The sequence below is a fragment of the Flagellimonas yonaguniensis genome, assembly GCF_029193885.1.
In the GTDB taxonomy this organism is placed as follows: domain Bacteria; phylum Bacteroidota; class Bacteroidia; order Flavobacteriales; family Flavobacteriaceae; genus Flagellimonas; species Flagellimonas yonaguniensis.
Genome location: NZ_JARFVB010000005.1, coordinates 41,883 through 62,585 on the forward strand (window position 1 = coordinate 41,883; position 20,703 = coordinate 62,585).

The window sequence follows — 20,703 nt, forward strand, 5'->3', positions numbered from 1 at the left end:
TGAAAAAGAGACTACACTCTACCTTTTAGGGCATTGAATACCCAAGCTACGGCAAAAAATCCTATTCCAACAGCCGCAAAGCCCCATCCTGCTACTTCATCATATTTAAAAGCGCCAAGTGCTATCATGCCAATACCCACAAAAATCATAATCCAAGTGGCCCAGGCCAGCACAGTGTTCTTATTCATTCCCATTATATATTTTTCTGAAGAGTTTCAAATATCGCAAAAATAGGGATAATGTAAAGTTATTATCAAGGATTATATTTCAAAAGGAAAGCTTACCCCACATTTTTCCCTTACAGTGTCCAATAAAGCCGACAAATCCAAGCTATTTTGATGCGACCACAAATCACTCTCGATTTTATTGTCCTTCAAACATTTGTGCACTTCCAGGATTTCATAATAGTAACCAATTCCGGTTAACGGCAGGTCAACTTGATCGGTTTCCCCTTCTTTTGTCAAAGTATACCCATCTGCCTCATGCCATCTTGGGTTTAAAAACACCTCTCCTTTTGTTCCTGAAATTTCGGCTTCCATCTTAGAATTGCTGGTAAAACCACTGTAAAGCATAGCTTGGGCATCTGGGTAGTCAAAAATCATGCTGGTCTGCAATTCCGTTCCATTTTCATGGATTTTAGAGGCGGCCATAATGGTATCGGGCATTCCCAATAGTAAATAAGACAAGAAAATTGGATAAATCCCAATATCCAGAATAGTCCCCGAAGCCAAGTTGGGGTTCAATAATCTGGAATCTTCATCCCTGTCCAAAGCATAAAAGGCGAAATCGGCATGAAGATATTTCAGGTTACCAATCTCGCCAGCATCAACAAGTTGTTTTATTTTTTTGATGGATGGATTAAAGCGAGACCACATGGCTTCCATCAAAAAAGCATTATGTTGCTTCGATGCATTTACCTGTTCCACCACTTCTGCCCTATTGACGCCCATTGGTTTTTCACACAAAACCCCAATACCGTTTTCAAGCGCTTTTACAGATAAATCTTTATGAAAATTATGGGGCGTGGCAATATAGACCACATCCACTGTTCCTGATTGGAACAATTCATCATAACTCCCAAACGTATGTTGTACCCCATATTCATCAGCGAACTCTTTGGCCCGCTCCAACGACCGTGATGCCACTGCAGTAACTTCGGCATCTGCCACAAGCAAAAGGTCCAATACAAATTTTCTAGCTATTTTTCCTGGGCCTACTATGCCCCATCGTATTTTGGTTTCCATATAGTTCAAAAGTAATGATTATAACTCCTTATCTTTAACCAACGAAACGAATTTAAAGTAGAATGGATATCAACTTCAATAAGAACGAAGACCATAATAAATTAAAATTATCCGACCTAAAGCGTAGACTGGCCAAAGTAAAGCTAGGAGGAGGAAAAAGCCGTATCGAAAAACACCATGCCAAAGGCAAGATGACGGCACGGGAGCGAATCGATTATTTGTTGGACCAAGATGCAGATTCCATTGAAATAGGTGCGTTCGCAGGAGAGGATATGTATGAGGAGCATGGCGGATGTCCGTCTGGCGGTGTTGTCGTAAAAGTTGGCTACGTACAGGGAAAACAATGTGTGGTGGTGGCCAATGACGCAACCGTAAAAGCTGGTGCTTGGTTCCCTATCACAGGAAAGAAAAACCTGCGTGCACAGGAAATTTCCATAGAAAACAAATTGCCTATCATTTACTTGGTGGACAGTGCTGGGGTTTATTTACCCATGCAGGATGAAATATTTCCAGATAAAGAACATTTCGGCCGCATTTTTAGAAATAATGCCGTAATGAGCAGTATGGGCATAACCCAAATTGCCGCAGTAATGGGCAGCTGCGTTGCCGGAGGGGCCTACTTGCCCATTATGAGCGACGAAGCTTTAATTGTCGACAAAACAGGAAGCATCTTCTTGGCGGGAAGTTACTTGGTAAAAGCGGCCATTGGCGAGTCCATTGACAACGAAACCTTGGGTGGCGCAACCACACACTCGGAAATTAGCGGGGTTACAGATTACAAAGCCAAGGATGATAAAGATGCCTTGGACAAAATCAAAAACATTGTAAGTAAGATTGGGGATTTCGACAAGGCTGGATTCAATAGGGTTGAAGCGAAAAAACCAACAGAAAATCCTGATGATATTTTCGGACTGTTGCCAGCATCCCGTAGCGACCAATATGATATGTTGGAGATTATTAAACGTTTGGTGGACGATTCCGAATTTGAGCAGTATAAAGAAGGCTACGGACAGACAATTTTAACCGGTTACGCCCGTATTGACGGTTGGGCAGTGGGTATTGTGGCTAATCAACGTAAAGTGGTAAAGACCAAAAAGGGCGAAATGCAATTTGGTGGTGTCATCTATTCCGATTCTGCAGATAAGGCCACCCGATTTATCGCCAATTGCAACCAAAAGAAAATTCCGTTGGTGTTCTTACAGGATGTCACTGGTTTTATGGTGGGCAGCAAAAGTGAACATGGCGGTATTATAAAAGACGGGGCCAAAATGGTAAATGCGGTTAGTAATTCGGTAGTGCCTAAATTTACCATTGTGATAGGCAACAGTTACGGCGCTGGAAATTATGCCATGTGCGGCAAAGCCTACGACCCCAGATTGATTGTGGCCTGGCCCAGTGCTGAACTTGCCGTGATGAGCGGAAACTCTGCCGCAAAAGTGCTTTTACAGATTGAAAAGGCCAGTTTGGAAAAAAGTGGCAAATCCGTCGATGCTGAAAAGGAAAAAGAGCTTTTTGATGAAATCAAACAGCGTTATGACGACCAGATATCCCCCTATTATGCCGCTGCCCGACTTTGGACGGACGGCATAATCAATCCGTTGGATACCCGTAAATGGATTTCCATGGGGATTGAGGCTGCCAACCACGCTCCTATCGATAAAAAATTCAATATGGGAGTGTTACAGGTATAAAGCATTTAATTCCCTAAATGTGGTTTTGGTCTGGGAATCAGCAATAACTCAGTTTGTCTGCCATTGATGTATCGGAATCCATCTGCTCCGAAAAAACCGGGTTCTTCCAACATAATACGAATATCCCTATTCCATTCCGGGATGTTCACTGTGGCATTCAACTCAATGGCGTAAGCGGTATTCGGGTTTAATGGATAGTTCTCCCCATCATCCTTCATTACTCCGGCCTGGGCGTCCCACATCCCGATAGTGGTTCCTGCAGAGTGTCCGTACATGCCCAAAGGATGTGTATAAATGGAAGGACGAAGCCCTGCATCTTTGGCATCTTGCAAGGCTTTGGCCAGAATATCGTTTCCCACTCTACCCTCGACCATGTTCTGGGTCAGAAAATCCTGTACACGGTTACCATCATACAAAGCATTTACCAAAAAAGATGGTGCTTCAGTTTCTTCTGGTTTGAGAACATAAGCCAATTCCTGACAGTCGGTGTTCAAACGCAAATACGTAATTCCAAAATCACAATGCAGTAAATCCCCACGTTGGATTACGGCTTCATCGGGACGACCTGAAAAGGAATATAAATGACCTACCAATTCCTCACTTGTTCGCTGGATATCAACAGTGGGATGAAACCATGTCTCCAGGCCTAAATCCGTTACTTTTTGGCGCATCCACCACTCCACTTCGGTTGTCGTGGTAATTCCTGGAGTTATAACCTTTTCAGAAAAGGCCTCTGCAATTATGTCGTGGGTTATATCCGTCAACTGATTGAAAATGGTCATCTCCCTTGGAGTACGGGTCTCTATCCAACGCACAGCCAATTGCTCTGCAGATACCACTCTGGATTGGTATTTTCTAGGTAGGTTGACCATGAATTCATCATAATCGGTTTTATCCAAACCATCGGCTATGTTGTGGTCTTTGGAAAAATTAAGTCCGATTTTATCCGGATTTCGTTCAGCTATCAATTGCATCAAACGTTTCCATTGATTGGGTTCTTGTTCTTTGTCCCATGCAGAACTGATACTTTTACCAATGTTGTATCGAGCAACGGCCAATTTGTCTATCGTATTCTTTTCCTTATCCCTGTAAAAAAGTAAAATAGTCCTGCGTCTGGCATTCAACCACTTTGCAGGCAACATGGTTCGGAGCACTGGGTCCTCGTTGTATTCACGGGATATCAACACCCACATATCCAATCCTGCATCATCCATTAATTGGGGAAGGAGTTCATTAAAACGTTCTTCCAAAATCTCGTCCATCACTCGAGCTCGCTCTACTTCGGGGAGTATTTGTTGGGAAATGCCCATAAAGGGTAAGAGTAACAATGCTAATTTAATAGTTCTTTGCATGGTTGATTTTTTAAGATTCTGAATGTACAAAACTTAGCTTATTTGTTGAAGCGTTTTTTTTCGGTCCACCTTCTTGGTCGAAGTCTCCTCAAAGGCTTTTACAAAGTAAACCGCCTTGGGCACCTCATATTTTGAAACCTCCTTTAGCCCTTTAATGTTTTGAATCAATTCGTGCTGGTCCAGCATACCTCCCTCTACCACAAGAACCAATTTTTGACCCAAAGCCTCATCAGGCAGGCCAGCCACAAAAAAACGGGATTGGATAAGGCTGGAGAACTTTTCCTCAATTTTTTCTGGAACCAATTTGATTCCTCCCGAATTGATGATGGAATCATATCGTCCCAGCCACTCAAACTGATGTTTGCCTATCAGTTCCACCAAATCATTCGTGATTATTTTCTCATCCGAAATTTGGGGGGCATCAATTATAAGACATCCTCTATCATCCACAGCTATGCTGACATTGGGCAATGTTTCAAAATAATCGGTTGATTCATCATTGATTCGTTTCACGGCAATATGGGTAATGGTCTCCGTCATTCCATAGGTTTCGAATGCTTGAACCGATAGTGAGTGGAGCTTGCTTCGTAAAAATAAATCCACTGGCGCTCCACCTATAATCAGTTGTTTTACCCTATCCATCTGGTCTAGCGAATTTTGAACCTGTAAGGGGACCATGGCCACAAAATCATAGGTTTTGGTATTTCCGGACAATGGATTTGATGAGGGTTCCACGTAATCCAAATGTAGACCGAGAACCATGGCTCGGACCAGCATCATTTTGCCTGCGATTCCTGTGCAGGGTAAACATAAAAGTGCATTTTGATTGGCTCCCAACTGAAAATATGCCCCCGTGGCCAATGCTGAATTCATCATGTGCTCTTTTTTGAGCACTATGGTTTTGGGGTTGCCCGTAGACCCAGATGTGTCTACTGCTACTGTGGGCTTCTGCGAAATCCAATCCCGTAAAAATTCCCCAATGGGTTTCTTGTATGGTTCTTCGGATTTTACCAAGGCATGCCCTAACTCAAAAAGGCTTTCTTTGGTATGCTGAACACCATTTAGCCAAAAATCAGGATGGATGTTATGCCAAGTCGGATTCGCCATCGGTCAATGCTACAAATTCTTCTTTGGACAATACACGTCCAAAAAGTTTTTCCTTCCAGTTGTTCCAACCGTATTTTTTTGAGAAAACAAACAGTAAAATGGGATAAATCACAAAAACGGGTATCAATACGTCCCAGCCTAGAACTGGGTCGGAAACATCCTTGTAGATTGAATTTGTGTTGAATGCCATCCAATCAGCTGTTACCAGTAATGCGGCAAAAAAATTGTTTGAAGCATGGAAACCCAGAGGCAATTCCAAGCCTTCGTCCATTAAGGTCAATATCCCTAGAAAAAAACCGGTCCCTATATAAAACACCAAAACACCATAGCCCAATTTTTCCACTTCAGGGTTAAATATGTGCAGTAGTCCAAAAAGCGATGAACTAACGATCAAGGGAAGCCATTTGTTATTGACAGCCAATCCGATGGATTGCATTAAATACCCTCTTGTGAAATATTCCTCGAAACTGGTCTGAATCGGGACAAAAATGATGGAAAGTAGCAATAGAATCAAAAATGGAACTGGTTCAAATGTAAACTCATAATTTTCAGGCGATAGGTACAAATCCAAAATGATCATACCCGATGAAATTATACCCCAGAGCACAAAAGAGAAGATGATTCTTTTCCAATCAACCTTTTTACGGGATGTGGTAAAATGCTTAAATGGTAACTTATGGATAAACTTTACCACAAACCACAAACTGACCATAGCTGCAAAAAATGTCAGCATTATCAAAAAGAAAAAGAGATTGGAACCGAGTGTATTTGCCATTTGCCCTAGATCTGTGGTCATGGTAGCAAATGAATCAGATTTCATCATTACGGCAACTAGAAGCGGTATTCCACCAAGTATTTGCCAAAAGACAAATACAATCAAAAATCCCACAAAATATCTCCAACGATCCGTAAATCCTTTATAGGCTTGTTCTATGTACATATTTCTTGTATTAAATCCATATCCCAGGCTTTAGCTTGTCTGTAAAAAAGTTTCCCTTCGACAACCTCCAAAGGGCTTTCCATATTATTGGTAAACAAACTCCCAGTCCCCAATCCTTGGGGCATTGTAGCGCCCAAAGCGTATGTGAATTGGGCTATGGCATTAAGGCCAATATTGCTTTCCAAGGCACTGGTAATCCACCAAACTATTTGCTTTTTTTCCGCCAAAGCAATCCATTCTTTACACCCTCCAATACCTCCGACCAAACTTGGCTTCAATATTATATATTGCGGTTGTATGGTTTGTAGCAATTGTTGCTTTTGTGTTACATCAAAAACTCCGATCAATTCTTCGTCCAAGGCAATTGGAAATGGCGTGTTTTCGCAGAGCTTGGCCATTTCCTCCCATTGCCCTGCCTTTATCGGTTGCTCAATGGAATGTAACTTGAACTCTGACAAACGCTCCAGCTTTCCCATAGCTTCTTCTGGCAAAAAAGCCCCATTGGCATCCACTCGCAGTTCGATTTCTTCCGGCGAAAAATTGTCGCGGATGGATTTAAGAATGGATACCTCCTTTTCAAAATCAATGGCTCCGATCTTCATTTTGATACACCTGAAACCATCTTTCAGCTTTTGCTCCAATTGTTTGAGCATAAACGCAGTATCGCCCATCCAAATAAGACCGTTTATGGGTATCGGCGATTCCTTTTGGGTAAAATCAGACGGAAAAAGTTTAAATGAATCCTTGGCTTGCAAAGACAAAAAAGCTTGCTCCAACCCAAATTGAATGGAGGGGTATTGGCGTAAACGATTCAACAAAGCATCTTTTCCCAAGTGGATGTTGTCACAGGTCCAAGCGAGTTTTTGTTCGTAATCGGGGCGGTCATCCACACTCAATCCACGTAAAATACCGCATTCCCCTATTCCGAATGCACCATTATTTTTTAGGATGATGTACCAAGTTTCTTTTTGGGTCATTACCCCACGCGAAGTACCACTGGGCACTTTAAAATCGAGGGTGTACTTTTTGTAGCTTGCTTTCATGAAGTAGGCCAAATTTAAGTATATTTTGAATCTAAAACAGTACTTATGGAAAGTATCCATGGAAAAACCATTTGGATCACGGGCGCATCTTCGGGAATAGGCAAGAGTTTGGCATTGGCACTTAGTTCCTACTCCTGTAATCTGATTCTTTCCTCAAGAAGGGAAGAAGAACTCGTCAAGGTAAAAGTATTATGTGGTAACACGGACAACATTTCCATTTTGCCCTTGGACCTTGAAAATCATAATGAGATGGAAATACTTACCCAAAGGGCCATTTCCTTTTATGGTAAAATCGATATTTTGGTGAACAATGCCGGAATCAGTCAACGCTCCTTGATCAAAGACACTAAATTGGAAGTGTATGAACAGTTGATGGATGTGAATTACTTGGGCACCGTGGCCCTGTCCAAGGCCATACTTCCCCACTTTATCACGAACAAATCAGGACGTTATGTCACGGTTACCAGTCTAATGGGCAAGTTTGGTTCGCCCTATCGCTCTGGTTATTGCGGTGCCAAACATGCACTTCATGGTTTTTTTGATGTTATGCGCATGGAACACGAAAAAGATGGAGTCAAGGTAACCCTAGTGTGCCCCGGTTTTGTACAGACCAATGTGGCCAAAAACGCATTGACAGCAGATGGTTCTACCCAAAAGAATGATGATGTGGCCACACAGAACGGAATTACGCCTGCTTTGGCGGCAAAAGAAATAATTTCAGCCATTCAGAAGGATAAATTTGAGATATATGTGGGTGGAAAAGAAGTGAAAGGAATTTATTTGAAACGCTTCTTCCCTAAACTATTGCATAAAATGGTGCTGAAAAGTCAGGTTCGGTAAATCAACTGAAATTAAACCAGAACCGCACGCCTTCTACATTTCTGTCCACATTCAATTTGGACTGAAGTTGGTTGACCAATCGATTGATCAAACGAATTCCCATGGAAGAATGCGAACGCTCATCAGTGTCTTCGGGCAGTCCCACACCGTTGTCGGTATATTCAAAATAACCTTGATCCCCGTTCTTGCGCAAATGGATGTAAATTTTACCGTTCTCATCATTTTCGGGAAAGGCATACTTGAAGGAATTGGACACGAGTTCGTTCAAAATCAGGCCAAATGGTATGGCACGGTCAATGTCCAACTCGGTTCCTTCGGCATCAATGGTAATACTGATGTTGTGCCCACCTTTTTTGTAAACGGATTGCACACTATTGATCAAACTTTCAATATAGCCTTGCATCTCTATAACCGAAAGATCATCATTCTGATATAACTTTTGATGAATCAAAGCCATGGCCTTTACCCTACTCTTACCTTCTTCCAAGGCCACTATGGCTGCCTTGCTTCGGGTATTTTTGGTCTGTAGGCTCAACAAACTGGAAACCATTTGAAGATTGTTCTTTACCCTATGGTGGATTTCCTTTAAAAGGGAATCCTTTTCTACAAGGGAGTTTTCAATAATGTGTTTTTGCTCGGCGATCAATCGTTGGTTTTTGATACTTTTTAAATAGGCATAAACCAATCCTGCAAAACCTAAAAGGGTAAATATCAATGATATGAACACCAAATTGATTCGCTCATCCTTGGCCTTCATATCACTTCGTATCAACTCAATGTTACGTTTTTGCTCATCGATCATACGTTGTGAATTCTGCAAATTTTTATTGGCTACAATGGTTACCAATTGTTGTTTTATTATGGTCGATTGCTTCTCTGCCAAGGAGTCTTCTATCCTTTCATTGCGTTTGTAGTACGCAGCCGCGTTCTTATAGCTCTCAATTTTATCGTAATAGGCGGCCAACAGGCTGTTTCTTTTTATGGTTTGAAGAACACTGATGTTGTCAAATTCCATATCGAGTATTGTTTTCGCTTTTGAAAAAGCGTCTTCCTGTAGATTGGCTTCGGCCAAAAACAGGGAGTTTTCCACTACCTCGCTTTGGTCTGCATTGCTGGCGGATGTTTTTAATACTTCGATGCTTTTTTCCAATAGCGGTATGGCTGTCTCATACTCACCCAATTCCACATGGCATTTGGCAATACCTCCATCTATTCGGGCCTTGAGCAATTCGGCTTCAAATATGTCGCTTTCACTGTTTTGAATGGATACATCGTTAAGGTAAACGTTCAAGTAGCCTTTTGCCTTGTTCAATTCTTTAAGGGCGGTTGGAGCCGAATCATCCAATCGAAGGTAGTTGCCCATTTTAGTGTGGTACTTGGCCAAACCATAGGAATCGTTGTCCGCAATGGTGGGTTTTACCTCTTGGGCATACTGTTGCCATGCCTCCCTGTACAGCCCTAAATTGCTATAGATATCGTAGAAAGCAACGTTTTCGGTAATACCCAATTCACGCTTTTCTTCCCGTACTTCTATTTGCTTATCATACAATTGAAGGTTGGCATAATTATCATCGAGCACATCGAGTATTACTTTTTGATACGCTACATCAAAAGAGTCCTTGGCATCCATCAACTCCTTGGCCAATACGGTACTTTTGTCATATTCGCCCAAATCGTTATATACCTGCGCTTGCATTATTTGGTAGAGACGGGATGCAATGGTATCCTCTGTTTTTTCGGAGTTGGCCAGATAGATTTTGATGGTATCCAACCAATCATAAGCGGAATTTACATTGTACCGGTCCAAGGAATTGAAAAAGACCTGGAACCGCTGGGCGGGTTGGTCGGTATCTTGAAATTCCTTCAGGACACTTTTCTCTTCTCCATCAATAGTCTGTGCCGTTGAAGTCGAAAGAAAAACAAAATAGATAGCGGTAAATAAATATCTTACGTAACGTCCCATTAATTTAATTGATACAGTGTCTTTGGCATTTGCCAAAGGCCCTATATTGTTATCGTGCCCTTTTTTCCTTTATTGCCCCCGATACCAAATCAATTCAAAAAAACGGAACTTGTGCTGATTTGCAATGTATGGGGTATATAAAGAACGCTAGTTTAGCTGCAAAATTAAATCTCAGGGTACAGACTTGACCGTTATTGTTGTGAAAGTGCCCTATTCTGTTGTGAAATGGCAACTGCTGTATGCCAAGTGGCATTTTATCGATGTTTTGTGCCGTTTATGGAGTTTTGCTCTAAACACGGAAACTTCTAAAATTGAAAAAGGCCCTGCTTTTTACAACAAGACCCTTTTACGAGAACACTATATGAAAATGAAAAAATTACTTTCTGAATTATTAACACTGCTAAAGTATGACTGTTCTTCGAAGCTGTGAAAATATTGTTGCGAATGTCCCTAAAGTTGTGGTCTTCCCCTTTCATAAGTGTTGTGGCACAAAAAAAGCGCCCTTGTGGAGCGCTTGTGTATTGTGAATTCTTATCCGAAAACTAGCTGTTCATTGATGACAGGATAAATTCCTTGAAGTCCTTGGAAATCGGAATCAAGTTATTGTTGATCATAATGTCCTTGGAATTGATGGCATCTATATGGTCCACATTCACGATATATGACTTATGCGCTCTGTAAAATTTGTTCTTTGGTAACTTTTCCAAATAATCCTTTAACGGGGAACGTACCAAAAACTTTTTATCGGCCGTATTGACTTCCAAATAAACATTGTCGGCCTTTATAAACTGAATATCGGTAAACTGAATCCGATAATATAGATGTTGTTTTTTGACAAAGATGGAATCCTTAAGAACGGAGTTTGACGTAATCTCATCTGCTGCCTCATCCTCAATTTTTTGAACACCTTTCTTCTCGTAATTAAAATTGGAAAGTGCAATTTCGATGGAAGTGTACAAATCTTGCTGTTCAAAAGGTTTCACCAAATAACCATCCGGCTTTACCGTTTTGGCATTTTCCACAGTGGCGCGGTCGGAGTTGGAGGTAACAAATATAAACGGGATGTTATAGGTATCACGAATGTGTTTACCTAGGTCGATACCCGTTTTGTCCGAAGCCAAGATAATGTCGATCAACACAAGGTCCACATGGTTATTTTTCAATACATCTACGGCCTGTTCGTACACAATTACATTATCCACGATCTCATAGCCGATTTCCTCTAGCATGGATTGCATGTCATCTGCAATGATAACATTATCCTCTACGATCAAAATTTTTATCGGATGTTCCAAGTTCCTTTACGTTTATTTGGTTGTAAATCAAATTTACAAAAAAATATTAACAGAAATTAAGAATAATAGAGCCAATAAAAAAGTGCTCAACGCCACTTTTTTTAATTCCACATCCAAATCTCCAGGATTTTGGGTCAGCATCACTTTGCGTAAATGAATCAATAAGGGAACAAAGGCCAGCATAAATGAAGAGGCTTTCCAGCCAAAGTTTTCCAACCAAAGAAATAGCACAAAACAAATCAAGGCCATCAAAATCAAGAAGGAATGATACCTTTTCCCATTATCGAACCCCATTTTGACCACCATAGTGATCTTGCCGTACTTTTTATCGGAAACCACATCCCTTAAATTGTTCAAGTTCAATACAGCAACGCACAAAAAACCAATGGCAACGGCAGGTAAAACAGCATTCCATCCCAACGATTTGGTGTAAAGGAACATACTGCCCAATACTCCCAAAAGTCCAAAGAAAAGGAAAACAAATAAATCGCCCATGCCCCTGTACCCATAAGCATTGGATCCCACCGTGTACTTTATTGCCGCCCAAATGCTCAACAGACCAAGTACAAAAAACAACACTATGTAGAAGAAATTTTCCAAGCCAAAGGCCAGATAAATCAATGCCAGGGCAATCAGCATACTGATGATTATGGAGATGATTATCCCCTTTTTGAGGGAACTTCGGGTTATGGAACCACTTTGAATGGCCCTTGCAGGTCCTATACGATCCTCATTATCGGTTCCCTTTACTCCATCACCGTAATCGTTGGCAAAATTGGAGGTGACCTGAAAACCTACCGTGGTCAGCAAAGCCAAAATAAACAGCATCCAATCAAATTGATTTTCCATAGCAGCCAATGCCGTTCCTGCTATAATTCCCGACAAAGAAAGCGGAAGTGTACGGAGTCTAGCAGCTTGTACCCAAGCCTTTGTGTTTCCCAAGATTAATATGGATCTTCTATTTTAACCCTTTGGCCATCCTTGTATGATGCCACGAATGCATCTTGGAAGCCCATTTGAACCAATTGTTTCCTGAATTTCTGTGCTTCTTCCAAGGTTTCAAAATTACCTAGTGAATAAGCGTAAAAAGGATTGGTCTTTACAAAAAGTGTATTGGTCAATGCCTCTGAAGCCAAGGTCACATTATTTTCCACAAAGGATTTTACCTGTACGGAATAGATTTTCTCCTTGTTCAAAAACTCTTTGGCCAAGTAAAACTCCTTTACCAAACTAAGCTCTTCATTCTGGTTTCTAAGATTATCTATTCTCGCCTTAATCACATCCAAGCTATCAATGGAAACAAGCACATTGCTTTGATTATCAAAAGATTGTTTACTGCTAAGTCCTGCAGTAAAAGATGTAATGGCCAAGGTGAAAATGACGAACAGGCCGACAAAACCCAAAAGAATATTTCGCTGTAACTTGATTTTACGCAGGTCCTTGTTCTTATATTTTATCTGATCGAGAAGTCTTTCGTTGATAATCTGGGCCTTGTCTATATCCTTATGAAGGTCCAACAAATCGCTTTCTTCAATAAAAGGCATATTATGAAGGGGGTTATAATTATGTGTCATGCTAAACGCATAACAACCAATAAGTTAATCTGAATCCCTACAAAAATAAAATATTTACCTAAAGAAAAAAACTTTACGCCTCTAAAGCTTGAAAGAATCTGACATTGACACACATTTCCATATCACAACATGTGGATACCATCATCCTGAATGTTGACTTTTCGCTGTCGGTACAAAATGCCAACCCCTTTTTTAAACGCCTTTTTGCTCAAATGCAGGGTTTTCTTTATTTCTTCTGGGGATGATTTATCGTGAAGCGGTAGAAACCCTCCATTTTCCACAAGTTTATCCAAAATCATTTTGGCTGTGGGCTCCAGCATTTTGGCCCCGATTGGTTGCAGGGATATATCTATTTTTTTGTCATCCCTCACATTCTTGATAAATCCTCTTAAACGGTCGCCAACGCTTACAGGTTTAAAAATATCGCTGTCAAAAATGAGTCCTTTGTGACGGTCGTCCACAATAACTTCCCAACCCAAAGGGGTTTTCCTGTGCACCAAAACATCAACTGGATCATTCTGTTCGTATGCCACGTTTTCATTGGATAAAAATTTATCCACCCTACTCGACCCGGTCAACCGCATACTCTCCTCGTCCATGTAACAATGCACAATGTATTTGTTGTCCTCTTCCATTCGTTGGGACTGTTCCCTAAAGGGAACAAGCAAGTGTTTTTCCAGCCCCCAGTCCATGAAGGCGCCATATGCCCCCACTTCCACTACTTTCAAACAAGCAAATCCATTACGGACAATCTTTGGCTTTAACGTGGTGGATATGGGGCGCTCGGCATTGTCCAAATAACAAAATACCTTCATTTCCTGATCAATCTGAAAGTCTTCAGGAACATATTTATTGGGCAATAGAATTTCCGTGCCCTCATCGTCTCCCAGAAAAAGTCCTATGCTGGTGCTCCTGAGCACCTTAAGGGTATTGTAGTTTCCCAGTTCTATCATTCGGCAAAGGTAGCTGTAAATTATGGGTATAAAAAAAGCTGCCCATATTTGGACAGCTTCTTTACATTGGTCGTAATCTTAATTATAAACCGATTCTTTTCCAAAGTGCTTCGTCAACATATAGTAAATGACAGCACGTTGTTTGTTCTTTTCCGACTTTCCGTAGGCATCGATAACGCTATTGATGGATTCCATCAATGCAGGTGTTTCCGCCAATCCCAATTTTTTGATCAAGAAATTGTTCTTTACCGTTTCCAATTCCTTTTCGTCAGAACCTGAAACTTTCGAGGCATCCAAATTATAAATGGCCGGACCTAATCCAATGGCAACTTTTGTCAACAAATCCATATCTGGAGTCTGTCCAAATTTGCTCTTGATGTCCTCGGCGTACTTTTCAATTAATTCGTCTCTTTTACTCATAGTGTGTTAGTGTTCTTATTGATTTTATAGCTACGGTTCTAAGATATGAAATCGAAGTACCCAAGCAAAATTTTATTGTTCAAAACCCGTGGTGTGGCGACTTCCAATATTTTTGGCTTGTCTGATTCTGAGTAAAAACCCTCTAATGCATCTTCCAGTTCTGCCTCATTTTTTGCACAGATATGTTCAAAACCATACATTTCCGCCAAATGCTTCGCGGATAGTCCGTGACTTGTCTCAAAAAAGGTCTCAAACTCTTCCGTATCCTCTTTACCGGGTAAGATCCTGAAAATGCCCCCCCCTGAATTGTTGATGAGCACAATCCTGAAATCTTGACGTATATATTTGTTCCACAATGCATTACTATCATAAAAGAAGCTCAAGTCTCCCGTGAGCAAAAGTGTGGGTTGTTCGCTGTAAATGGAACTGCCCACAGCCGTGGATGTAGTACCGTCTATGCCACTTGTGCCCCGATTGCAGAACACTTGCAAGGATCGGTCCATCGCAAAAAGTTGTGCATACCTTACCGTGGAGCTATTGGCCAAATGCACCTGATACCCTTTGGGTATATTTTTAATGATACGGTCAAAAGCGATAAAATCCGAAAATGGAATTTCTTCCAAATAGTCCTTGCGCTTTTTCTCGTAGCCATCTTTTTTATGTTCCCAAAACGCTTTAAAGTCACTTTCGCCCGAACCATTTGTTCCCATCCTTTTAAAAAACTGATTGGGATTGGTTTTAATATGCTTTGTTAGGCAATAAAAAGTATCGTTGGCCTTTTTGGTATCGATATGCCAATGCTGCTTGGATTTGTACTCCCGCAAAAAAGCCTTTATTTTTTTGGACACGATCAAACCTCCAAAGGTTACCAAAAGTTCAGGTTGTAACTTTTGAAAAAGCTCTTCCCTATCTTCGGATTTTTCAATGGGAGCAATGATGCTATCTATACTCTCAAAAAAATCTGGATGGTGCAGATTCGATGTGGTCTCGGTAAACAAAACCGTGTTGGGGTCGTTGGCCAAAATCTCCAATACTTCTGTTTCAATGGCATTGGGTTGATTAACACCTACCAAAACCATTTTTCGAGAACTATGTCTCCAAACCTCAGACAATTCATCCCAATTTTCTTCCATTGGGCTGTCTGGGGCTGCTTGGGCTTCAAGATTTTGAATTTGGACGGAGGGCTCTTCTACCCTTCCATACAACGGCTCTTCAAACGGAATGTTGATATGGACTGGGTATTTTTCATCAAAAGCCACCGCAAGTGCCTTGGTTATCTCCCTTTCATTATGTTCCTGTATCTCTTCTTGACCATCCTCCAACAAGGACTTTCCATATTTTGAAATGGTCTGTGTTGCATGGGAAACGTCCTGCTTCAAATTCGCGGAATAGCCAATATGCTTTTCCAATACATTTTCCTGTCGTATGGTCTGTCCATCGCCAATATCGATTCGATAACTAGGTCTATCCGCAGAGACAACAATCAATGGAATATCACTATAATACGCCTCCGCTACGGCAGGATAAAAATTCAACATGGCGCTGCCGGAAGAACAAAGCACGGCAACCGGTTCCTGTAAATGTTGTGCCATGCCCATGGCAAAAAAAGCGGCACAGCGTTCATCCACAACACTGAAACAGTTGAAAAACGGGTTTTTGGTAAAGCTTATGGTCAATGGGGCATTTCTGGACCCTGGAGAGATAACTATATTTTTAACACCCCTTGATTCAAAGTACAAAACCAAGGTCTGTGCAGCGGGAATATCTGAATACATCATGGACTACAAAAATACATCATCTGGATGGTAAAAAGCCAACATACGGCACATGAATTTACAGGATGCCCAACATGGTCTTGCTCTTGTTCTGTGTCTCGACCCATTCGCTTTCCGGGTTCGATGCTTCCGTGATTCCACCCCCCACAAAAATGGAAGCTTTGCCATTTTCCAACTGCATGCACCTTAGGTTGACAAACAACGACAACTCCCCTTGCGCCTTTAAATTCAACTCACCCAAAAAGCCTGTATAGAAGGTTCTTTTGTAATTTTCGTTGGCCTGGATAAATTGTGCAGCCTCCCCTGTTGGAATTCCGCATACCGCTGGAGTTGGGTGCAACGCCCTGATTACCTCTCTAACCTTTAGGTTAGGCAACATGGTACCGCGTACTTCGGAGCGTAAGTGCCACAAGTTACCAGCCCGCACGGATTCGGCTTCATCCATTTCCAAACGCTCCATGGTATGGGCCAATTTATCGCCAATATATTCAGATACCATTTGCTGTTCCTCAATTTCCTTCTTGCCCCATTTTGGTTTTTCATTTTCAATGTAAGGCAAGGTGGCCGCCAAGGACATGGTCTGCAATTTTTTGTCCTTCACTTTTACCAAGGTTTCGGGGGTTGCACCACACCAAACCCCCACTTTGGGATGATGGAAAAGATACCCAAAGGCATTGGGATATTTATTGAGAAGTGTTTTTAATATTTTGATGGGCGATTTAGAGACTGTTACCTCAATTTTTCTGGAAAGCACTACTTTCTGAAGCCTTCCCTTTTTAATTTCCTTAATGCCGCTTTTTACCAAATTGATATGGGCTTCCTGCCCTGATTCATCCAAAGGAATGCTATTTGTGGCCAGGGATGCTTCAAAATGGAACTCGCTTTTCCAAATGTCATCAGGTTGAATCAAAACAACTTTTTCTTCTGAATCAAATGGGGCAAAAGCAAATCCTTTCTCCGTGAAATCCATGGAATGATGGAGTGTAGCATCGGCCTGAAAAATCCCGAAAATTTCATCATCGTTGGGTTTTCTGTACAGCGCAAAAGGCAAACCTTCTTCGAGGCAGACCTCTACCCTATCCAAAATTTCCTGAAGGTCCTTAGTTTTTGGGTAGTGCAATGGTGGTCAGTTTACAGTTGGAAATCAAGCGGTCCTCCTCATCGGTTATCTTTATTTCCCACAATTGCGTGGTCCTCCCTTTATGTAAAATGGATGCCTTGGCATACACAAAGCCTTCTTTTATGGAACGAACATGGTTGGCGGCGATTTCAATGCCTCGAACAAAAAACTTTTGTCCGTCCAAGAAAATATAGGAAGCCGCACTCCCCACACTTTCGGCCAAAGCCACGGAAGCTCCTCCGTGCAATACACCATCAGGTTGATGGACTTTTGGTGTGACGGGCATTTTAGCCAAGAGAAAATTTTCGCCTACATCAATATAAGTTATGTCCAATGTCTCCATCAATGTATCCTTGCAAATTTCATTGCAAACGGACAGAATCTTCTCTTTGTGTTCGTTCATCCTTCTATTTTTTGTAAAATTACACAAAGCTTTGCCAATATCTAAATGAGCATTTAAAATGTCCAACACAGAGAAGACTGTTACCTACACCACCGAAAATACATATCTGACCCATAACGAGTTAACCCCAAAAACCAAGAATGTTTGGTTGGTTTTTCACGGGATAGGCTATTTGAGCCGCTATTTTGTAAAATATTTCAATGGGCTCGATGCTGAGAAAAACTACATTATTGTTCCCCAAGCGCCATCCAAATATTATTTGAAGAACGAGTACAAATATGTTGGTGCCAGTTGGTTGACCAAGGAAAATACGGCAACGGAAATAAAAAATGTGCTGAACTATATTGATGCCGTACTTGAAGCTGAAAACCTTCCAGAAAACGTCAATCTTATGCTTTTTGGATTTTCGCAAGGGGTTTCCGTAGCTACGCGATGGCTGGCCAGCAAAAAGGCAAATTGTAAACTGGTCACTTTGTATGCCGGTGGTATTCCCAATGAATTGACCACTGACGATTTTGGGTTTCTGGACTACGATGCGACAACGATAAAAATAATCTACGGTGACCAAGACCAATACTTGACCCCAGATCGATTAGAGGGCGAAAAAATCAAAATTGACAAACTATTTCAAGGTAATGCTGAAACCGTTACGTTTAAAGGTGGACACGAAGTGAAACCTGAAATTATTGAAGGTCTGATTTAATTGCTGGTCTCCTCCTTGGGAGCTTCCTCTTCGTAGTACTCGATGGTTCTTGTGGTGTACGTATTGCCGGGAGTAACAATCTGTTTTACCCAATTACCGGGAGTATGGTTATCGAACTGAAAAATGTACTTGTCCGCCGATTCGGTGTTCACCGTTTTCTTGACCACTTTGCTCAGCACTCCATTTGTATAGTGATAGAACCTTTTTTTCTGTGATACGAATTCTTTTCCGGCCACATCATACAGAAAATCTTCGCTTGTTACCAATTTGCCGGCGGTATTGAAGACCTCTTCGTTTGCAATATTTGGTTCTCCATCGATATACTCCTTGGTCAAAATATCCTCATATTCTCCGTTCGCTCCCTTTTTAGTGGAAGTTCTCACGGATTTCTGTAAAATTCCATTGGTAAAAGTGCTTACCGTCTTTTCATTTTTTACCTGAGTGTATTCAAAAGTGGTCTCGTCCACACCTTCACCATTGGATGTGATGATACGGGTTAATTTCCCTTCTTCGTCATAATGGTATTGCTGCTGCTCCAAGAATTGTTTGTCGTAAGAGATTATCTTCTCGATGACCTTTCGGTTGGGAACTGTATCCATCTCATAAAAGTTGGCCATGGAAGTGGATTCATCCAAAACGTTGCCCTTATAACTTTCCATACGCTTCTCCACCAACTCACCTTCATCGTATTTGTAATATGTAATGTCCTGATCGGTGTCGTTGTATTGGGTAATTGTCTTGGTCAGTACACCATCCTTATTGAATTCAAATAATTCCTTACCATAATCGGTACTTATTAGACACGACTTGACCTGCCCTTTGAGATCAAAGTCTTCTACGGTAAAAATTTGAACCTCTTGGGACCAAATTCCAAGGCTATGGAGAAATAAAAAAAGAAATAGTATGGTGCAGTGTTTTTCCATGTTGTAAAATTAGTCGTTAAAAATGCAACTGAAAAATCTAAACCACACATATTGTGCCCTAGATGGCCATATCCTATTTAAAACTTTCGTTGAGGGTCAAATGGTGCAATATCCATGGACAATTTATCCCCTGAAATAATTTCGGTCACCAATTTGCCCGTTGCTGGTCCCAAGCTCCAACCCATCATGGCATGCCCGGTAGCTATGGTTACATTATCAACATTTTTAGGTCTACCAATGTACGGAAGGCCATCGGGAGACACGGGACGAAGTCCACATTGTGCATTATTCTTGGCTTCCTCGGGGACGTGAAGTCCTTTGTAATACCCCTCAACCCCTTTTGCTATGGCCTCTACCCTTTCCTTGCGAATATTGTGATTGATTCCGGAAAACTCCATGGTTCCTGCAAATCGGGTAAAGCCCTCCATGGGGGTAACGGCAATCTTTTTCTCCATTAAAATGGCGGGCATTGTAATGTTTGTTGGCTCCTCCACATTGATTCTATATCCTTTACCTGCCTGCAACGGTAATTTCAAGTTCAACTTTTTTGATAGCCCAGCGGTCCATGACCCTGCGGCAAAGACCACTTCATCTGCTCTGTAGGATGCTTTTTCGGTTGTTACCTCGGTAATTTTGTTTCCAGATACGGACACATCGATCACAGTTTCATTTTTGTGAAGTGCCACCCCACTTTTATCAAGGTACTCCACCATTCTTTTCATGATCAATGGAGGTGTGGTATGTCTATCACATTCCCAAAGGATGGCTCCCGCAGCATTGAAATCCACATTGGGTTCCATTTGCTTCAAATCTTCTTTGGAAAGATGTTTGCCCACCAGTCCCATTTCTCCAGCCTTTTCCACCACTTCCATCTCGTGGTCGCGGGCTGCTTCGGTTTGGTACACCATCAACAGACCTTTATCCCCTATCTCAAAATCCCCCAAGTCGCCCGAAGCTTGGATACCTTCATACAGTTCCCTGCTCAAAAGGTTAATGTCCTTGATCACGGGCATGGCCTGCTTCACTTTGGATTTGGTTGATGATTTTTTAAAATACCATGCCCATTTAATAAAATCAGGGTCCAATCGTGGTTTCATATAAAAGGGGCTGGATGAATTGAACATGTACTTCAATCCCTTTGTGATTATACCTGGTGCGGCCAAGGAAATAATATGGCTAGGGGTCAGGTATCCTGCATTGACAAAAGAAGCCCCCGAAGTAATGTCGGATTTATCCAGTACGGTTACCCGATGTCCTTCCTTTTGTAAAAAATAAGCGGTGGAAAGTCCCACGATACCACCACCGATTATAACCACACTTTTGTTCTTGTCCATGTTGATACTTCAATAAGGGTGCA

Annotated in this window: 20 protein-coding genes; 3 read left to right on the forward strand and 17 right to left on the reverse strand. The window is 41.5% G+C overall.

What is annotated here, in order from left to right; translation table 11 throughout:
- Nucleotides 1-11: 11 nt before the first annotated feature.
- Together PY092_RS09890 and PY092_RS09895 are read right to left on the reverse strand one after the other, a co-directional pair.
- Complete coding sequence (locus tag PY092_RS09890) at nucleotides 12-194, reverse strand: CAL67264 family membrane protein (protein ID WP_166247939.1); 183 nt, start codon at nucleotides 192-194, stop codon at nucleotides 12-14.
- A gap of 66 nt (nucleotides 195-260) precedes the next feature.
- Nucleotides 261-1,244 carry a Gfo/Idh/MocA family protein gene (locus PY092_RS09895; protein ID WP_275615691.1) on the reverse strand — a complete coding sequence of 328 codons (984 nt, stop codon included), beginning with the start codon at nucleotides 1,242-1,244 and terminating at the stop codon, nucleotides 261-263.
- Between the two features lie 62 nt (nucleotides 1,245-1,306).
- On the opposite strand from PY092_RS09895, the gene PY092_RS09900 reads away from it, so the two are divergent.
- Entirely contained in the window at nucleotides 1,307-2,935 is a 1,629-nt protein-coding gene (locus tag PY092_RS09900) for an acyl-CoA carboxylase subunit beta (protein ID WP_275615692.1), read from the forward strand.
- A 5-nt stretch (nucleotides 2,936-2,940) separates the two neighbouring features.
- Here PY092_RS09900 and PY092_RS09905 read toward each other — a convergent pair whose 3' ends face one another.
- Genes PY092_RS09905 through PY092_RS09920 form a run of 4 tightly spaced genes read right to left on the reverse strand, consistent with a single transcriptional unit; the run spans nucleotide 2,941 to nucleotide 7,377 of the window.
- Nucleotides 2,941-4,287, reverse strand: coding sequence for a M24 family metallopeptidase (locus PY092_RS09905; RefSeq protein WP_275615693.1), 1,347 nt, complete (start codon nucleotides 4,285-4,287; stop codon nucleotides 2,941-2,943).
- 33 nt (nucleotides 4,288-4,320) lie between these two features.
- A complete protein-coding gene (locus tag PY092_RS09910; RefSeq protein WP_275615694.1) occupies nucleotides 4,321-5,394 on the reverse strand; it encodes an AMP-binding protein in 1,074 nt (357 codons plus the stop codon).
- Nucleotides 5,372-6,334 carry a CPBP family intramembrane glutamic endopeptidase gene (locus tag PY092_RS09915; RefSeq protein WP_275615695.1) on the reverse strand — a complete coding sequence of 321 codons (963 nt, stop codon included), beginning with the start codon at nucleotides 6,332-6,334 and terminating at the stop codon, nucleotides 5,372-5,374. Before PY092_RS09915 ends, PY092_RS09910 begins: the two co-directional genes overlap by 23 nt.
- Nucleotides 6,325-7,377: an o-succinylbenzoate synthase gene (locus PY092_RS09920; RefSeq protein ID WP_275615696.1), complete on the reverse strand. Its 1,053-nt coding sequence runs from the start codon at nucleotides 7,375-7,377 to the stop codon at nucleotides 6,325-6,327. Before PY092_RS09920 ends, PY092_RS09915 begins: the two co-directional genes overlap by 10 nt.
- 45 nt (nucleotides 7,378-7,422) lie before the next feature.
- Between PY092_RS09920 and PY092_RS09925 the strand changes: the two genes are divergently transcribed.
- The gene (locus PY092_RS09925; RefSeq protein WP_275615697.1) at nucleotides 7,423-8,217 is read left to right on the forward strand and encodes an SDR family oxidoreductase; all 795 of its coding nucleotides are present in this window, start codon (nucleotides 7,423-7,425) and stop codon (nucleotides 8,215-8,217) included.
- Between the two features lies 1 nt (nucleotide 8,218).
- On the opposite strand, the gene PY092_RS09930 is transcribed toward PY092_RS09925, so the two are convergent.
- From PY092_RS09930 to PY092_RS09970, 9 genes are all read right to left on the reverse strand, one after another.
- Nucleotides 8,219-10,180 carry a sensor histidine kinase gene (locus tag PY092_RS09930; protein ID WP_275615698.1) on the reverse strand — a complete coding sequence of 654 codons (1,962 nt, stop codon included), beginning with the start codon at nucleotides 10,178-10,180 and terminating at the stop codon, nucleotides 8,219-8,221.
- A 542-nt stretch (nucleotides 10,181-10,722) separates the two neighbouring features.
- Entirely contained in the window at nucleotides 10,723-11,475 is a 753-nt protein-coding gene (locus PY092_RS09935) for a LytR/AlgR family response regulator transcription factor (protein ID WP_275615699.1), read from the reverse strand.
- Between the two features lie 33 nt (nucleotides 11,476-11,508).
- Nucleotides 11,509-12,417, reverse strand: coding sequence for a 1,4-dihydroxy-2-naphthoate octaprenyltransferase (gene menA / locus PY092_RS09940; RefSeq protein ID WP_275615700.1), 909 nt, complete (start codon nucleotides 12,415-12,417; stop codon nucleotides 11,509-11,511).
- 2 nt (nucleotides 12,418-12,419) lie between these two features.
- Entirely contained in the window at nucleotides 12,420-13,019 is a 600-nt protein-coding gene (locus PY092_RS09945; RefSeq protein WP_275615701.1) for an SPOR domain-containing protein, read from the reverse strand.
- 152 nt (nucleotides 13,020-13,171) lie between these two features.
- Nucleotides 13,172-14,002: a CvfB family protein gene (locus tag PY092_RS09950; protein ID WP_275615702.1), complete on the reverse strand. Its 831-nt coding sequence runs from the start codon at nucleotides 14,000-14,002 to the stop codon at nucleotides 13,172-13,174.
- 78 nt (nucleotides 14,003-14,080) lie between these two features.
- Nucleotides 14,081-14,422 (reverse strand): DUF2853 family protein, encoded by a 342-nt coding sequence (locus PY092_RS09955; RefSeq protein ID WP_275615703.1) that lies wholly within the window; start codon nucleotides 14,420-14,422, stop codon nucleotides 14,081-14,083.
- A 38-nt stretch (nucleotides 14,423-14,460) separates the two neighbouring features.
- Nucleotides 14,461-16,200 (reverse strand): 2-succinyl-5-enolpyruvyl-6-hydroxy-3-cyclohexene-1-carboxylic-acid synthase, encoded by a 1,740-nt coding sequence (gene menD / locus PY092_RS09960; protein WP_275615704.1) that lies wholly within the window; start codon nucleotides 16,198-16,200, stop codon nucleotides 14,461-14,463.
- A gap of 55 nt (nucleotides 16,201-16,255) precedes the next feature.
- Complete coding sequence (locus PY092_RS09965; RefSeq protein ID WP_275615705.1) at nucleotides 16,256-17,317, reverse strand: chorismate-binding protein; 1,062 nt, start codon at nucleotides 17,315-17,317, stop codon at nucleotides 16,256-16,258.
- Nucleotides 17,298-17,720 carry a PaaI family thioesterase gene (locus tag PY092_RS09970; protein ID WP_275615706.1) on the reverse strand — a complete coding sequence of 141 codons (423 nt, stop codon included), beginning with the start codon at nucleotides 17,718-17,720 and terminating at the stop codon, nucleotides 17,298-17,300. The genes PY092_RS09965 and PY092_RS09970 overlap by 20 nt, the downstream gene beginning before the upstream one ends.
- 58 nt (nucleotides 17,721-17,778) lie before the next feature.
- Here PY092_RS09970 and PY092_RS09975 point away from each other — a divergent pair, with 58 nt between their 5' ends.
- Nucleotides 17,779-18,423: an alpha/beta hydrolase gene (locus PY092_RS09975; RefSeq protein ID WP_275615707.1), complete on the forward strand. Its 645-nt coding sequence runs from the start codon at nucleotides 17,779-17,781 to the stop codon at nucleotides 18,421-18,423.
- On the opposite strand, the gene PY092_RS09980 is transcribed toward PY092_RS09975, so the two are convergent.
- Both PY092_RS09980 and PY092_RS09985 read right to left on the reverse strand, forming a co-directional pair.
- Complete coding sequence (locus PY092_RS09980) at nucleotides 18,420-19,346, reverse strand: hypothetical protein (protein ID WP_275615708.1); 927 nt, start codon at nucleotides 19,344-19,346, stop codon at nucleotides 18,420-18,422. The two genes, PY092_RS09975 and PY092_RS09980, sit on opposite strands and share 4 nt — an antisense overlap.
- Nucleotides 19,347-19,423: 77 nt before the next feature.
- Nucleotides 19,424-20,680, reverse strand: coding sequence for an NAD(P)/FAD-dependent oxidoreductase (locus PY092_RS09985; protein WP_275615709.1), 1,257 nt, complete (start codon nucleotides 20,678-20,680; stop codon nucleotides 19,424-19,426).
- Nucleotides 20,681-20,703 lie beyond the last annotated feature (23 nt).